9 protein-coding genes are annotated in these 17,900 nt (G+C 44.7%); all 9 read left to right on the forward strand.

Features of this window, described 5'->3' with window-relative positions; all coding sequences use genetic code 11:
• The first annotated feature begins 27 nt into the window (after positions 1-27).
• Positions 28-1,362, forward strand: a complete 1,335-nt coding sequence (locus ACXAGP_RS08780) for a sodium-dependent transporter (protein ID WP_475260816.1) — start codon at positions 28-30, stop codon at positions 1,360-1,362.
• Positions 1,363-1,392: 30 nt separating this feature from the next.
• Positions 1,393-2,892: a Na+/H+ antiporter NhaC gene (gene nhaC, locus ACXAGP_RS08785; protein WP_475260817.1), complete on the forward strand. Its 1,500-nt coding sequence runs from the start codon at positions 1,393-1,395 to the stop codon at positions 2,890-2,892.
• 12 nt (positions 2,893-2,904) lie between these two features.
• The gene (gene pepN, locus ACXAGP_RS08790; RefSeq protein ID WP_475260818.1) at positions 2,905-5,499 is read left to right on the forward strand and encodes an aminopeptidase N; all 2,595 of its coding nucleotides are present in this window, start codon (positions 2,905-2,907) and stop codon (positions 5,497-5,499) included.
• A 29-nt stretch (positions 5,500-5,528) separates the two neighbouring features.
• Complete coding sequence (locus ACXAGP_RS08795) at positions 5,529-5,750, forward strand: DUF2835 family protein (RefSeq protein WP_475260820.1); 222 nt, start codon at positions 5,529-5,531, stop codon at positions 5,748-5,750.
• Between the two features lie 193 nt (positions 5,751-5,943).
• The gene (locus ACXAGP_RS08800) at positions 5,944-8,028 is read left to right on the forward strand and encodes a DUF1302 domain-containing protein (RefSeq protein WP_475260821.1); all 2,085 of its coding nucleotides are present in this window, start codon (positions 5,944-5,946) and stop codon (positions 8,026-8,028) included.
• Between the two features lie 9 nt (positions 8,029-8,037).
• Positions 8,038-9,405, forward strand: coding sequence for a DUF1329 domain-containing protein (locus ACXAGP_RS08805; RefSeq protein WP_475260956.1), 1,368 nt, complete (start codon positions 8,038-8,040; stop codon positions 9,403-9,405).
• Between the two features lie 56 nt (positions 9,406-9,461).
• Positions 9,462-10,454 carry a WD40/YVTN/BNR-like repeat-containing protein gene (locus ACXAGP_RS08810; protein WP_475260822.1) on the forward strand — a complete coding sequence of 331 codons (993 nt, stop codon included), beginning with the start codon at positions 9,462-9,464 and terminating at the stop codon, positions 10,452-10,454.
• 15 nt (positions 10,455-10,469) lie between these two features.
• Positions 10,470-12,788, forward strand: coding sequence for an efflux RND transporter permease subunit (locus ACXAGP_RS08815; protein WP_475260823.1), 2,319 nt, complete (start codon positions 10,470-10,472; stop codon positions 12,786-12,788).
• 220 nt (positions 12,789-13,008) lie between these two features.
• Positions 13,009-17,841: an NAD-glutamate dehydrogenase gene (locus ACXAGP_RS08820; RefSeq protein ID WP_475260824.1), complete on the forward strand. Its 4,833-nt coding sequence runs from the start codon at positions 13,009-13,011 to the stop codon at positions 17,839-17,841.
• Positions 17,842-17,900: the final 59 nt, after the last annotated feature.

Below are 17,900 nucleotides of genomic sequence, written 5' to 3' on the forward strand. Positions count from 1 at the left end.
TTAAAAAAATAACAACAAGGAATTTACATGAACAACAGAGGCGAGTTCTCAACGAGAATAGGTTTTATTCTTGCCGCTGCTGGGTCTGCTGTAGGCCTGGGTAATATTTGGGGTTTCCCAACGCAGGTCGCCAGTAATGGTGGTGCTGCATTTGTATTGGTTTATATCATTTTGGCTTTTGTCTTGGCATACCCGGTATTAATGGCTGAGTTGATCATTGGACGCGCCACTCGTTCAAACATGGTAGACGCGTTAGGTAAGATCACCGGCCATAAAATCGGTCGCGCCACCGGTGTTTGGGGATTTATCACTGTTTCACTAATTCTGTCTTTTTACGCCATTGTTGCAGGCTGGATGATCTCTCATTGTATTGAGGCCCTCTTTTCATTCTTGGGCCAAGACGCTGCTTCGCAGTGGTTGATTACCCAATCAGAGACCCGCAACCTTCTGTTTTGTGCCATTTTCATCTCGCTAACGGCGTCCATTGTTGTTGGCGGTGTTAGCGATGGTATTGAAAAATGGTCGGTGCGTTTGATGCCAACCTTGTTTGTTATTGTGGGCATACTCATTCTTTATGTTGCCATGCAAGATGGCGCTAGTGAGGGAATGCGCGCCTATTTATTACCTGATTTTAGCAAAATCACCAATCCCGACTTACTGATAAGTGCAATGGGCCAAGCCTTCTTTTCCATGTCGCTCGGGGTAGGGACAATGCTGGTATATGGCTCTTACATCAGCAAAAATGAAAATCTTCCATCCTTAGGCGTGTCCGTTGCTTTAGTGGATATCGGCGTGGCCATTTTGGCTGGCTTGTTGATTATTCCTGCCATGTATGTGGCCATGCACAATGGCGTTACCATATTTAACGAAAATGGCGTGCTCATTGAGGGCTCAAACTTAATATTTGCCGTGCTTCCAGAGCTGTTTAATACCATGGGTGATATTGGTAACCTTGTGGCGTTTGCCTTTTTTGCTTTGATGATTATTGCTGCATTAACTTCATCTATTTCAATGCTTGAGGTACCTGTAGCCTATGTGGTGGAAAGTAAGAACGTGGCCAGAACCAAGGCTGTATGGATCATCGCTGCAGCAATATTCTTAATCAGCCTGACTTTGATTTTTAACTTCGACTGGCTGTTTGGTTTGGTAGTGTCATTGACAACGGAATACAGCCAACCTCTCTTGGGGCTCGTGCTTTCAATTTATGCGGGTTGGGTATGGAAACGCAATGAAATCTTACAAGAACTCAAAAACGGCAATGAAGCTGCTGAGCACTCTTTTTTCTGGCGTGTCTGGCCTTGGTACATTAAGTTTGTATGTCCGGTGATTATTATCGTAATGTTTGTTCGCTCATTCTTTTAATGTAGCCCGTATTTCCAAAGAGTATTTAAGATGTCAGAAGCACAATATAAAGAACCGTCTTTGCTGGACTCTATCATTCCTATAGTTGTATTGGTCACCTTGTTGGGTACCTCCGTATGGGTTTTTGGTAGCGATTCTTCAAGTGGCCCTAACCAAATCGCCTTACTACTGGGCATGGCTGTAACCGCAATAGTCGGCCTTAAAAATGGCTTTAGCTGGAAAGAAATTGAACAGGGTATGATCAATGGCATTTCCATATCTTTGGGGGCCATTCTGATCCTATTAGCTGTGGGCTCATTGATAGGTACCTGGCTTTTATCCGGTACGGTTCCAACATTGATTTATTATGGCCTCGAACTGCTTAATCCTACGGTGTTTTATGCTGCGTCAGTTGTCATCTGCGCTATTGTTGCCATGAGTATTGGCAGCAGTTGGACTACTGCTGCTACCGTGGGTGTAGCACTTATTGGCATTGCTAACGGAATGGGAATGTCAGAGGCGATAACCGCGGGGGCAATTATTTCCGGAGCTTATTTTGGTGACAAAATCTCACCACTTTCTGAAACAACAAATCTGGCGCCTGCTGTGGCGGGTACAGACTTGTTCTCCCATATTCGCTACATGTTGTGGACCACCGTTCCCAGTATTGTTGTGGCGCTTTTGCTGTTCGCCTTTTTGGGTGTTAATGCCTCGGATAATGTGGACGCTGAAAACATCGCTAAGATGCAGTCGCTGTTGCAGCAAGAGTTTAATATTCAGTTTCACATGTTGGTGCCGTTTTTTATCCTGCTGGCGATGGCTGTTAAAAAGGTGCCTGCTTTTCCCTCGGTGGGAATTGGTGCGCTGTTAGGTGGTGTTTGGGCGATCATTTTCCAACCGGAAGCGGTAGCCACCATGGCTGAGGGTGAAGCTTCAACCTTCGCCGCTGTTAAAGTGGTATGGATAGCGCTGTTTGATGGTGTAGCCTTCACAACCCCTGATGCCAACCTCAATGATTTGTTATCCGGTGGCGGCATGTCCAGCATGTTAAATACTATTTGGTTGATCATGTCAGCCATGTGTTTCGGTGCTGTTCTGGAAAAAGTGGGTTTATTAAAGCGCGCTGTGTCCGCCATCCTGAAAGGGGCCAAGTCTGCAGGGGATATGGTGAGTCGCACAATTATGACCTGTTTCGGCACCAACCTTATTACTGCGGATCAATACATTTCTATTGTGATGCCCGGCAGAATGTACAAAGAAGAATTTAAAAAGCGCGGCTTGCATCAGTTAAACTTGTCTCGCAGTTTGGAAGATGGCGGTACCATTACTTCGCCTTTAATTCCCTGGAATACCTGTGGTGCCTATATGCACAGCGTTTTGTTAGTGCATCCGTTTGAATACGCGATGTTCGCCTTTTTCAACCTCATCAATCCGATATTAGCTATTATTTATGCTTACCTGGGCATTAAGATCTTGAGATTAGATCCACCTGAACATATACACGTAGGTGTAAAAGAGAACAAACAGTCGAGTGTCTCGACCAGTAATTAAGACAGGATAGCTATGGATAACTCTGTTGTATCTCCGACAGCCAGAAGGCTGTCGGATTATAAGCCTTTTGGTTTCGAAATCCGCTCCGTTGATCTGACCTTTGAACTTGAGCCCGTAAATACTCGGGTAACAAGTAAACTCAAAGTTAAGAAACAAAACTTACGTCTTAATAAGTTATTTCTCGACGGCTCTGGTCTGGAGCTTGTTTCATTTAAAATAAATGGGCAAGTTTACGAGTCCTTCAAAAGAACGGCGTCTGGCCTTGAGGTGGTTTTCCCCTTTGAGAGCGCAGATGTTGAAATCGTGACTCAGTGTAATCCAGAGCAAAACAAAAGCCTGGAAGGCCTATATTACGCGGCCAGCACATTTTGTACTCAATGCGAAGCTGAAGGCTTCCGAAAAATTTCATATTATCCAGACAGACCAGATGTGTTGTCAGTTTGGTCAGTGAAGATAGTAGCCGATAAGCATACTTACCCCTATTTGTTGTCCAATGGTAATAAAACCGGAGAGGGTAGTTTGCCTGATGGTAAACATTGGGTGTCGTGGCATGATCCTTTCAAAAAGCCCTGTTATTTGTTTGCGCTTGTGGCGGGAGACTTTGATTTACTCAGTGATGAATATACAACGCAGTCCGGGCGCAATGTTAGCCTGGAACTGTATGTGGACAAAGGCAATGCTGGTCGAGGTAGTCACGCCCTTGAGTCGTTGAAAAAGTCCATGAAATGGGATGAGGATACCTTTGGTTTAGAATACGACCTGGATATCTACATGATAGTCGCCGTTGATTTTTTCAACATGGGGGCTATGGAAAACAAAGGCCTGAATGTATTCAACAGCAAATTTGTTTTAGCAGATGAGGAATCTGCCACAGATGAAGATTACTTCAATGTAGAATCCATTATTGCTCATGAGTATTTTCACAATTGGACAGGTAATCGAGTTACTTGCCGAGATTGGTTCCAATTGAGTTTGAAGGAAGGTTTGACAGTCTTCAGAGATCAGCAGTTTAGCTCTGATATGTCCTCTCACATTAGTAATCGCATTAAGCAGGTAAGAGTGATGAGAGAGCATCAATTTGCTGAAGATGCCGGTCCCATGTCACATCCTATACGCCCCGAAGAAGTTATCGAGATGAATAACTTTTACACGGTAACGGTTTACGATAAAGGGGCTGAGGTGATAAGAATGATCCATACCTTGTTGGGAGCCGAGGGGTTTCGTAAGGGCATGGATTTATATTTTGAACGACACGACGGCCAGGCCGTTACCTGTGATGATTTTGTCGCTGCAATGCAAGATGCAAGCGGGGTTGACCTTGAGCAGTTCAGGCGTTGGTATAGCCAGTCTGGCACGCCTGTGGTCACTGTCGGCAAAGAGTATCAAAACGATACTAATAAACTGGTGATTAGTCTGGAGCAGTGCACTCCCGCCACTGCGGATCAAAAACAGAAGCAAGATTTGCATATTCCGATTGCTTGGGAGCTGTTTGATAAAACTTCGAACAAACATACTTCGGGGGTTTTTGACTTTAAACAGCAAGCCGATCAATTGATCATTGACGATGTGGAGCCGCAGCAGGACATCGTGCTATTCACCGACTTCTCGGCGCCAGTAAAGTTGAAGCAGATTACCTCCACCGAATCTGCTATTGAGGTTATGCTGCACGCCAATGACAGTTTTTCGCGATGGGATGCGGCACAAACGGTTTATTCTGATTTAATCTGGCAAATCAATGATTCTCCGGATAACAACAGCGCTGAGGTAGAGTCAGCGATCAATGCGATTGTACAAAGGCTTACCTCTGCCGACATTTCCGACCTTGGTTTGTTGTGTGAGTTACTGTCCTTACCGGGATTTGATTATCTGTCTGAGCAGCGAGAAACTCTCGATGTTTTGGCCTTGTATCAGGCAAGAGAAAAAGTACAACAACTTTTGGCATCAGCGCTGACGGAATATGCCGCTAAAGTGATTTCTGAGGATTCGCCAGCGATATACCGTTATGCTACTGAAGATGTGGCCAGAAGACGGCTGAGAAACCTGATGTTGCAATACCATGTGCTGGCCACTGGACAAAGCGGTCATGCAGAGCAGCAATTTGCTAACGCCTCTAATATGACGGATAGTCTTGGTGCACTTAGCGCATTGCGAACCCAGAATACACTGCCTCAATTTGAGCGACTCATGGTGGTTTTTGAAGAGCGTTGGCGTCAAGACGTATTGGTGTTAGATAAATGGTTTGCACTGCATGCAGGCACTAACAGGGACGATATTCTTGCTACGATGGATTTGCTCACCAGTCATCAGCGCTTCAATTATGACAATCCGAATCGGGTTCGCTCAGTGGTTGGAACCTTTGCTTTTTACAATATTCCACAGTTCCACAAAGTCGATGGATCAGGATACCAATATGTTGCAGACAACATAATCCGTCTTAACAATGTTAATCCTCAGGTGGCTGCGCGCATTGTTACGCCGATGCTGCGCTGGAAAAAGCTAATGGGTGAGCGCAAAGATAAGATGCAAAATCAGTTACTGAGAATTGCTGATACACCAGACTTGAGCAAAGACTTGTTTGAGAAGGTGAGCAAGAGTTTGGCTGAATAATCAGCGTTTAACGTAAAAATTGCGTAAATATGAAAAGTTATTTTTTCAGTCTTAATATTAATTATGTTGATTGCGAGAATCTTTATTTGCCGCAGTTGAACACCTGCATGGTGACCTCAGATTCTGGCGAACGGGTACAGCTACCTACGAAAAATTTGCGGCCATTTGTGACGAAAACCGGGATACAGGGAAGATTCCGGTTGCTTGTCGATGAAAATAACAAGATCAAATCCTTTGAAAAAATTGCCTAGCCAGGCTATTACTTCCTGTACACAAAATAAATAATTCTTGATATTACCGAATCTTACCATCGTTTTAACTGGTACGATTAGTTCTTGCGTCCGTTTTAAAATGATGTAATCATTTTGTTAATTATAAGCATGCTTTATGTGTTTATAGGGTACACACAACACCAGCCTGCAGAGACAGGGGAGAATAAAAATCATGATCAAAGGGCCTCGTATCTTCAAAAAGTCGCCTCTCGCCATTGGATTGGCTGCTGCCACCGTAATGTCGGTTCCAGCGCATAGCGCCAATTGGGAAGTGGGTGATTTTAATATTACGCTAGACTCAACCTTTTCGCTTGGTACCAGTTACCGGGTCGAAGACAGAGATTTCAGTAAGATTTCCAACAGTAGCCAGCCAAACCTGGATTGGACGGGTTACAACATGACAACCAACGTAATTTATCAAGGCGAGGATATTTGGCGTCTTAATGATGGTGTTGGTTCCTATTCAGCGAATGGCGATTTAGGGAACCTTAACTTTGATAGCGGTGAAGCTTTTTCTACTGTCTTTAAAGGTGTACACGAATTAGACATCAACAGAGGTGACTGGGGTGTTTTCCTTCGTGGCATGTACTACTACGACTTCGAATTAATGGATGATGATCGCCCATGGCAAAATCCACTCAGTAGCCAATTGAGTGGCAATGATGGGCGCAGTGATATCTGTAATGACCCTCGAGCGAAAGAAAATGCCTGTGCAGACGTACGTCTGTTGGATGCTTTCTTCTACTGGGATACCTACATTGGCGATAAGCCATTCAGTTTACGCGTTGGTGACCAGGTAATTTCCTGGGGTGAAAGTACTTTTATCCAACACGGGATCAATACTATCAACCCGGTTGACGTTGCCCGTGCCAGAGCGCCTGGTGCAGAACTGAAAGAAGTATTTATTCCAGTAGGAACAGTGTTTGCCTCTTTGGGAATTACGGATTCTTTTAGTGTTGACGCGTATTACCAGTATGAATTCGAGCGCAGTATCCTGCCTGTTTCAGGTACTTACTTTGGTACCAACGATTTCGCCGGTGACGGTGGTCACTTAAACAACATTCAGCTGAGCTTTACCCGCAACCCTGATATCGACCAAGCGTTTTTAATTGACTCATTAAACCAAATTGGTGCTGGGTTACGCGCTGGTGCCGATGCGGGTGCAATGGGCAGTGCGTTGATAGGTCATGCTACTAAAGTGGCTATTCGTGCCGAGGGCGATGCCTTCTATAATGACGCTAGCGATAGCGGTCAATACGGTTTGAAATTTACCTATTTCTCTGAAGAATTAAACAGCACCGAGTTCAGCTTTTATCACTTGAATTACCACAGCAGTCGTCCTCTGTTGTCTGGTATTGCTGCAAACTATACAAATGAAGCGGTTGGTCGTGATTTGGCCAGACTAGCAAGTGGTCCTGTTACGGCCGCGAATATCACAGACCTTGAGGTCTTTCCTAAAGCTGCGGCTTATTTCCCGGAAGATATCAAGTTATACGGTATGAGCTTTAACACAAGTGTGGGCGAAACCTCCATTGCTGGTGAAATCTCCTTCCGTCCTGATGAACCAATGCAGATTGATGATGTAACCTTATTGTATGCGGCATTCCCAGAGCAGTTAGCCGCAACGGGTGCGCGCCCTGATCTAGCGGGGATTTCACAATACGACGCTTACTCAGGTGGTGCACCACAACCGGGTGATTTTATCAACGGTGTTATCGAGTTAGATAGCTTGCAGTTACAATTGACCGCATCTCATCTATTTGGACCTGTTGGTTTCATTGATAACCTGATTGTCTTAGGTGAAGTAGGCTACGTAGAAATTAACGATATGCCAGATCCGAGTGTGTTAGCTTTGGAAGCGCCTGGCACTTTCCGTTCAGTTCCGTTGGTACCAATCAATGGCAATACCCGTGAAGGTTTACATGTTGCTCTATCCAATGGTCCAGAAACCGGCGCGCAGTTCGCCACAGACAATGCTTGGGGTTATCGCTTGTTAGCCGTAGCTGATTTCAACAACGTCTACAGCGGTGTGAACTTACGCGTTCGCTCTACTTTTGCTCACGATGTTGATGGAACAACGCCAAATCCATTGTTCTTATTCACAGAAGACAGAAAGTCTGGCAGCGTGAGTTTAACCTTTGATTATTTGAGCAAGATGTCGGCTACGTTCTCTTACAACGCCTTCTGGGGTGGTGGTCAAGCGAACGATTTGTCAGACCGTGACTTTGTTTCTTTATCCTTCAACTATGCTATCTAAGGAGCGAATATAATGAAAAAACTGGCCCTTATTGCATCTGCAATTACCCTGGCATTGTCAGTTAATGTAGCCAATGCCAAAGTCTCTGAAGCAGAAGCTGCCAAGTTAGGTAATGAATTAACTCCATTAGGTGGTGAAAAGGCGGCTAATGCAGACGGAAGCATTCCAGCCTGGAATGGTGGTATTACTACTCCTCCTGCAGGTTATACACCGGGTGATTTCCATCCGGATCCGTTCACTGAGGATAAACCTTTGTTTGAAATTACTTCAGCCAATCTGGAGCAATACAAAGCGTTTTTATCACCAGGTCAGGTAAAACTGTTTGAAACCTATCCAGACACCTATCGTATGCCTGTTTACCAAACTCGCAGAACAGCATCTAATCCACAGTGGATTTACGATCAGGCTAAAGTCAATGCCGTAAATGCTGAACTAGTTGAAGGCGGTAACGGTGTTAAAAATGCGTCCGGTGCGATCCCTTTCCCTATTCCGTCTAACGGTCTGGAAGCGATTTGGAACCACTTGTTGCGTTATCGCGGTCAAGGGGTACAGCGTTTCGGTGGCCAGGCAGCGCCTACGGCGAGTGGCGCCTATACCGTGATCGGCTTTGATGATGTACTAATGATCAAATACTCGCAAAGAGATGCGACGCCAGAGTCTTTATTCGAAGAGAACGTGCTGTTCAAGTTCAAGCAAAAAGTAACTGTGCCTGCGCGTTTGGCTGGTACTGCACTTCTGGTTCACGAAACCATGGACCAGGTAAAAGAGCCGCGTAAAGCCTGGACTTACAACACTGGTCAGCGACGTGTGCGCTTAGCACCTAACGTAGCCTATGACGCTCCGGGAACAGCAGCTGATGGTTTGAGAACCAGTGATGACCTGGACATGTTTAACGGTGCACCGGATCGTTACAACTGGGAGCTGAAAGGTAAGCAAGAAATGTATGTTGCTTACAACAACTACAAGTTACACAGTGATCAGGTTAAATACGATGACATCCTCAAGCCGGGCCACATTAATCCTGATTTGACACGCTTTGAGAAACACCGTGTATGGGTGGTTGAAGCGACATTAAAAGAAGGTGTGCGTCACATTTATGAGAAGCGTGTATTCTTCCTTGATGAGGACAGCTGGCAAATCCAGGTTGCCGATATGTACGACAACCGTAACGAACTTTATCGCGTAAATATCGCTTATGGCGTAAATTATTATGAAGTTCCTACGCATTGGTCTACGCTTGATGTTAACCATGACCTTAATTCACGTCGCTACCTGGCTGTGGGGCTTGATAATGAAGAAAGCATGTACGACTTCTCAGTTGAACTGCAAGATCAAGACTTCACTCCTCAAGCGCTAAGAAGAGAAGGACGTCGTTAAAAACTTCTAATGTTCGGTGGTCCATAAGGGCCACCAATTTCTGTGTTGAAGGGTTTATGAAATCAGCAAAAACTTTACTTTTTTCTTGTCTACTCTGTTGCTCTGCCATTTCGGCAACCGAATCCTCCTATATCGCGCCTCTTGCCTCTAAATCCATGTTGCTGGATATTACTGCTACTGAGCAAACTTTGCTGGCTGTCGGTGAAAGAGGGCATGTTTTAATTTCAAATGATTCTGGCAACTCATGGTCGCAAAAGGTGGTGCCCACCAAGTCAACCTTAACCGCTGCATTCGCACTTGACGACAATATCTGGGTGGTAGGACATGATGCGGTTATTCTTCATTCTGCTGACAAAGGTGAGACCTGGTCACAACAACAGTTTTTACCAGAATTAGAGCGCCCACTGTTGGATGTGTACTTTTTTAATGCCGAACAAGGTATTGCAATCGGTGCTTATGGTGTGTTTTTCAGAACACAAGACGGCGGGCAATCATGGGAACGCGAATATCATCCAACGTTTTTACATCCCGATGATCAGGCTTATGTTGAAGAGTTAAAAGCGGAAGATGAAGAGTTTTATCGCCAGGAGATGGCTTCAATCTTACCCCACCTGAATCGTATTACAGCTGATGAACAGCGTTTGATCGTTGTTGGTGAATCCGGTTTGGTAGCCTTCAGTGATGACTTTGGTGAGAGTTGGCAGCGAGTGGAAACAAATTATTATGGCTCTTTTTTCGGGGTGGCGAAATTAAACGATGGCACCGTTATGGCTGCGGGCCTGAGAGGGAGTTTGTACGTGTCGAAAGATAATATGGAAAATTGGACCAGGGCAGAAACCAATACTACTGCTACCTTTAATTCAGTTATTCCCGTGACGGAACACAATGCTTTACTCGTTGGTAACAACGGGGCCGTTGCCTTCTATAACGATGGAGCAATCAAAGTGACCAAACAAAAAGACGGTGAAAATGTTATAGATGCTGTAACCATGGATAATGAAGCAATTGCGGTATCCGCCGTGGGATTTAAATCTTTTCCTCTGAATTAAGGACATTCACCTGATATGAATTCGTTAACTGATCTTCTAGAAAAAATTGTATTCAGACACCGTATGGCGGTGATTGTTCTTTTCCTTGCTGCGACAGTGTTTTTGTTGATGCAGGCAATGCAACTAAAGCTGGATGCAGCCTTTACAAAAAATATCCCACTAAACCATGAATACATGGTCAATTATATGAAACACCAAAAGGATTTTGGTGGTGCCAACAATGTACTCGTTGCTGTATGTGACAAGAATGGCGATATTTTTAATGAAAACTTTTTCATAACCTTGAAGAATGTTCACGATCAGTTGTTTTTTATCCCAGGAGTGGATAGAAGTCTGGTGACTTCTTTGTATTCACCTTCGACACGATTTACCGAGATCGTTGAAGGGGGATTTGCTGGCGGTCCCGTTATTCCTGCAGACTTTTCGCCTTCATCACCAGCGGCATTGCAATTAGTATCTGAAAATATCACAAAGGCCGGAATAGTTGGTCGTCAGGTTTCAAACGACTTTCAATGTGCCATGGTTACTGCACAGCTTTTGGAGTTGGATCCTGAAACCGGTGAAAAACTGGATACCTTAAAGCTTGCTGCGCAATTTGAAGAGGAATTGAGAGGCCAATACGAAAGCGACCAGATTAGTATTCATATCATTGGCTTTGCGAAAATGATTGGCGACGTTGCCAATGGTGCTAAAGACGTTGTGTTGTTCTTTACCATTGCCATCGCTATTACGGCCGTAATGGTATATTTCTTCTCCAAATCCATCATGTTGACCTTCTTGCCATTGCTTTGTTCTGTGATTGCTGTGGTGTGGCAATTAGGTTTGTTAACCGTTATTGGCTTTGGTCTTGACCCCATGTCTATTTTGGTACCGTTTTTGGTATTCGCTATTGGCGTGAGTCACGGTGTGCAAATGATCAACGCCGTGGGCAAAGAAGTGGCTCATGGCTCTACAGCGAAAATCGCTTCGCAAAACGCCTTCAGAAAACTGCTTATCCCCGGCGGTGTGGCATTAATTTCTGATACCGTAGGCTTTATGACGCTACTGGTGATTGATATCGGTATTATTCGTGAGTTAGCCATCACTGCATCAATGGGTGTGGCGGTTATCATACTGACCAACTTAATGTTGCTGCCTGTCTTGATGTCCTACCTTAAGCTTAAACCTGGTTGTGCAGAGAAAGCACAAGAGATCACGGAAAGCCGGGTCGATGCCATTTGGCAAAAAGTATCTGGTTGCTCTTCAATGAAAGTTGCCAAGTACATTCTGGCGGTAACAGCAGTGCTATTTGTGCTGGGTTGGATTCAATCTAAGGAAATGAAAATCGGTGATTTGCACGCGGGTGCTCCAGCCTTGCACGAATCTTCTCGTTACAATCAGGATACCTTCTTAATTACTGACAAATTTGAAATTACTGTAGATTATATGTCGGTGCTTGTTGAAACCACGGCAGAGGCATGTACTGCTCATGATGTTATGAGCGCTATTGATGAGTTTCAGTGGAAGATGACAAACGTCGAAGGCGTGCAATCAGCCATCAGTTTGCCGTCTGTGGCCAAGCGAGTTAATGCCGGATACAACGAGGGTAACTCCAAATGGAAGGTGTTACCACGTAATGAACAAACCATGGTACAAGCCATTGGCAGAGTGCCTACTTCATCTGGCTTACTCAATAGTGATTGCTCGGTTATGCCCGTCATTCTGTTTATGGAAGATCACAAAGCCGAAACCATAACTCGTGTTGTGGAGGCTGTTAAAGAGTTCCGAGCCGAATACGAAACTGAAAACCTGCAGTTTAAACTGGCATCCGGTCCGGTGGGTGTTATGGCGGCCACTAATGAAGCGGTGGATGCTGCGCAGGATCCAATGATGCTGTATGTATTTGGTGCTGTTATCATTCTGTGCTTGATGAGCTTCAGATCGCTACGCGCCACCTTGTCAGTAGTAATCCCTCTTTATGTGGTATCTATTTTGGCGCAAGCACTAATGACTTATCTGGAAATTGGTTTAACGGTTTCCACCTTGCCCGTAATTGCCTTGGGTGTGGGGATTGGCGTGGATTATGGTATCTATATCTTGTCTACCATGAGCCAAAAACTAAAAGAAGGAATGTGCTGTCAGGATGCTTACTTTGAAGCGTTAAAGGAGCGGGGCAGTGCGGTACTCTTCACCGGTATCACGCTTGCAGTAGGCGTTAGCACCTGGGTGTTTTCATCGCTTAAGTTCCAAATGGACATGGGAATACTGCTTACATTTATGTTTGTTGTGAATATGTTGGGTGCCATACTGGTATTACCAGCAATAGCTGCACTGTTCTGGCGTAAGCAAAAATAATATATTGCATAGAGATGCACAAAATAAATAAAAAATGGCCGTTCAGGCCATTTTTTATTTGTAATGCCTGAATATTTATTTTTTGCACTTCAGCCAGGTGTAAATTTCTCTTTAATATTCAGTTATATTCATGGAAAATATTGCAAAATCTGGTCTCTGAACCAGGCTTATCAGAGATTGGCAAAACCCTACATTAAGCCCAACATTACAAGGTATTGAAATGACGGTATCTACAAACGCACATTCTGTCCTTCTGGATAACGTGTACCAACTTATAAAAAACAAAGTAGATAAAGAAAAACAAGAGCTGGTATTCCAGTTCGCAAAAAATTTATATCAAAATGTCGCTAACACAGACCTGGACGGTAGAAGTGATAGCGACCTTTATGGTGCGGTTCTGAGTCTATGGAATGAATTCGCCAACTTTAACAGTGAAAAGTCGTTTATTCGGGTATTCAATCCGGATGTCGCTAAACACGGCTGGCAATCTACTTACACTATTGTAGAAATCATTGTTAAGGACATGCCCTTCCTGGTGGATTCAGTGCGTATGTCTTTAAATCGCCTTGGCATTACTTCTCATCTGCTATTACATAGTCCGGTATATATAGAGCGAGACAGTGACTCTAAACTGGTTAACTTTGGTGAGTCTGGCAAAGCGGATGAGAGCAACAAGGAAACGGTGTTTCTGATCGAAGTGGACAGACAGACAACGCGCAGAAAACTTGATGCGCTGGCGAAAGAAATTGAATCGGTGGTAGACGAAGTTTCTCTAGCTGTAAGTGACTGGCAAGCGATGCGTGAGCGTCTTAAGGCCATTATTGCAGGCTTTAACAAGGCCCCAGTGCCTTGCAGCGATGAGCAAAAGAAAGAGGCCGAGCGTTTTCTCGCTTGGGTTGAAGATCATAACTTTACCCTGATGGGCTACCGTCACTATTCGGCTAAAGGCATTAAAGGTGATTATCGCTGGATAGCTGATAATGATTCCAGTTTAGGACTGATGAAAAACTCCATTAGCGACCGCGAACGAGTGCTTTCAAAGCTGCCGCTGTCAGCGCGTCAGGAAACCCTTAGCCATAAGCCTTTAATCTTAACTAAAACCAATTCTCGCTCACGTGTGCATCGTCCTGCTTACATGGATTACATTGGAATTAAAAGCTTTGATGAAAAGGGCAATGTCATAGCGGAGGACCGTTTCCTCGGCTTGTATTCGGCGTCGTTTTACAACAGCAGCGCACTGCAGTTGCCAGTTTTGAAAGATAAGATTCAGCGTATTTGTGATGCGTCGGGTTTTGAGCGTGGTACCCACGCTTACAAAGCTTTGTTGAATATCATGGAAACTTATCCACGTGATGAAATCCTGCAGACAACTGATGAAGAGTTATTAAAGATTGTCGTCGGAATCTTTCAGATGCAGGAGCGAGGTATTTCTCGCTTGTTCGTGCGTAAGGATATTTTCGGACGCTTTTTCTCGTGCATGGTGTTTGTACCGAGAGAACGCTATAACACCGCATTGCGTAAAGAGACCCAAGCACTGTTGAAAAAATCCTTTGGTAGCGATAAAGAAGTTGAGTTCACTACCTATTTCTCTGAGTCAGTATATGCTCGTACCCACTACATTGTTCGGGTTGAGAACAACAATGTTGAAGTTAACGTGAAGGATATAGAGAAGAACATCGTGGAACTATCAAAAAGTTGGGATGACAAGTTGGGGTCTGCCATCAGGGCTAGCTACGGGCAGACAAGAGGCAAAGCTCTGGAACAAAAGTACGACAGTGCGTTTTCTCGTTCCTACAAAGAGCAAAATTTGCCTGGGACAACGGTGGTAGATATTGAGAAGCTGGAGCTGCTCAGCGATGAGCACCGTTTGGATATGCTGTTTTATCGCCCGCAAGAAGAGTCCAAGAACAGCGAAGCAGTGCGTCTGAAACTGTTTCACAAAAAAGAGCCAATCCACTTGTCAGCCGTATTGCCGGTACTGGAAAACTTCGGTTTGCGAGTCATTGACGAAACGCCTTATGAGGTTAAGTGTGCTGAAGGCGACGTCAATTGGGTGATGGATTTCTCCATGCTGCATAGCACTATCTCAAAAATGGATATTGTTAAGGCACAATCGCTGTTCCAGGATGCGTTTTCAAAAGTATGGAACGACGATTTGGAAGACGACGCTTTTAACCGATTGGTATTAGGCGCTGGATTGACGGGACGTAAAGTAACGATACTGCGTGCTTATGCCAAGTATATGCGTCAAACAGGTAGTTCTTTTAGCAATAGCTATATTGCCCGTACTTTGGACCGTTATCCCCATATTGCGACATTAATTATCAGTCTGTTTGAGGCAAGATTTAATCCGGCGAAAGACGTCGATAACGATAAAGTTGAGGCGCTGCAGCAGGAAATTAAACTACAGCTTGATCAGGTAGCTAATCTGGACGACGACAGAATTATCCGTCGTTATCTTGATATGATTATGGCTACCTTGCGTACTAACTTCTATCAGGCCGATAAAGAAGGTAATGAGAAACCCTACATTTCCTTTAAGTTCTTACCAGAACTTATTCCTGATATGCCATTGCCATTACCCAAGTATGAGATTTTCGTATATTCACCACTGATGGAAGGTGTGCACCTTCGCGGTGGAAAAGTGGCTCGTGGTGGTTTGCGCTGGTCCGACAGACAAGAAGATTTCCGTACCGAGGTACTGGGACTGGTAAAAGCTCAACAAGTTAAAAATACCGTGATTGTACCAGTGGGTGCCAAAGGCGGTTTTGTCTGTAAGAAATTACCTTTGTCTGAAGGTCGCGACGCCATCTTTAAGGCGGGACAGGATTGCTACCGTATTTTCATTCGCAGTTTGTTGGATATCACCGATAACATTGTAGATGGCAATATAGTCCACCCGGAAAATGTGGTGCGCCATGATGAAGACGACCCGTATCTGGTTGTTGCTGCCGACAAAGGAACCGCTACTTTCTCCGATATTGCTAACAGCATCTCTGATGAGTACGGCTTCTGGCTTGGGGATGCCTTTGCGTCTGGTGGCAGCGTAGGCTACGACCACAAGGGCATGGGTATTACAGCCCGTGGTGCGTGGGAATCCGTTAAGCGTCATTTCCGCGAAATGGGTATTGATTGTCAAACTACCGATTTTACCTGTGTTGCTGTAGGCGATATGGCGGGTGACGTATTTGGTAATGGTATGTTGTTGTCTAAGCACACTCGTCTGGTGTGTGCGTTTAACCACTTACATATCTTCTTCGATCCGAACCCCGATGCTGCGAAAACCTGGGTGGAGCGCAAGCGTTTGTTTGACAATCCGAAATTGGGTTGGGAAGACTATGATAAGTCCCTGATTTCAAAGGGCGGTGGTGTATTCTCTCGCTCTGCTAAGTCCATCACCTTAACACCAGAAATGCAAAAATGGTTGGATACAAAGGCCACGAGCCTGACGCCTAACCAGCTTATTCACGCCGCCTTAAAGATGCCGGTAGACCTTATCTGGAATGGTGGTATCGGTACCTATGTTAAGAGCTCTAAGGAAAGCCATGCGGAATGTGGTGACAGAGCTAATGATGATGTGCGTGTTAATGGTAGCCAGGTTAAAGCCAAGATTGTCGGCGAAGGTGGTAACCTTGGTCTAACCCAGCTAGGACGCGTTGAATACGCTGCAGCCGGCGGGCGCGTTAACACCGACTTTATTGATAATGTCGGTGGGGTTGATTGCTCGGATAACGAAGTTAATATCAAGATCTTGCTGAACTCCTTAGTAAACGCGGGCGATTTAACCGTTAAGCAACGCAACAAGTTGTTGTATGACATGACCGACGATGTGGCTGAACTGGTACTGCAGGATTGTTATCGCCAGACATTAAGCATGTCTATCACTCACCAAACGGGTGTTGCGTCATTGAAAGAGCAACTGCGCTTTGTGCATGCGCTTGAGCGAGATGGCGTGTTAAATAGAGAATTGGAATTTATCCCATCAGACGATGATCTGTCTGAAAGATTGTCTCGTGGCAAGGGCTTTACGCGGCCAGAGCTTTCTGTATTGATTTCTTATGGAAAAATGGTGCTGAAAGAGCAACTGAACATTCCAGAAATCACAGACAATCCCTATCACGGTAAGTTACTGGTAAGTGCGTTCCCTGAAGTGTTGCAAAAGAAATTTGCCGCTAAAATGGAAGAGCACCCACTAAGAGCGGAAATCATTGCCACTAAACTAGCCAACAATATGGTTAATGATATGGGACTGAATTTCTTATTCCGCATGCGTGAAGAAACAGGTGCTGCAGTACACGAAATTGCCAATGCTTATGCGGTAATTAAAGGGGTATTTGGAGTTGAATCACTGTGGTCTTCAGTTGAAGAGCTGGATAACAAGATTTCAGCAGAAGTACAGTTGCAAATGTTTGATACCATCAGACGCACTTTGCGTCGTGGCTCACGTTGGTATATGCGCCATGGTAAGAAAGGACAGGCTCTGCAAACCTGTATTGATAGCTACACTAAAACCTTTGTCAATATCAGCGAAAACTTGAAATCCTACCTTGTTCCTTCGGAATACAAGCAATTGCAGGCCAACATTGATAACTACGTCAAGGCGGGTGTGCCAGAAACCATTGCCACCAGAGTAGCTAGCTTAGGCAACCTGTTCTCTAGTTTGGATCTGGCGCAAATTGTAGCTGAGCAAGATAAAGATACCGCACTGATCGCGCGCCTCTACTATCTGCTGGGCTCTGAGCTAGAGTTGCATTGGTTCCTTGATCAGATCAACAAACAAACAGTTTCCAACCATTGGCAGGCGCTAGCGCGATCTTCTTACCGTGAAGAGCTGGATTGGCAACAACGTTTGTTAACGGTTGGCATTCTGAAAAACACCTCAGAAAGCACCGATGTTCGGGAAATTCTAGATAAATGGATTAAAGAGCACCAATTCTTGTTAGAACGCTGGTATCATATGATGGCCGAGTTTAAAACAAGTAGTACTCATGAGTTTGCTAAGTTCTCTGTTGCATTACGAGAACTGGGCTTGTTGAGTTTGAACTGCGATTAATTCTACAAATATTAGAAAAACCCGGTGATGACCGGGTTTTTTATTTTTTAGGGATACGT

This window comes from Planctobacterium sp. AWM4_229 (genome assembly GCF_056160305.1).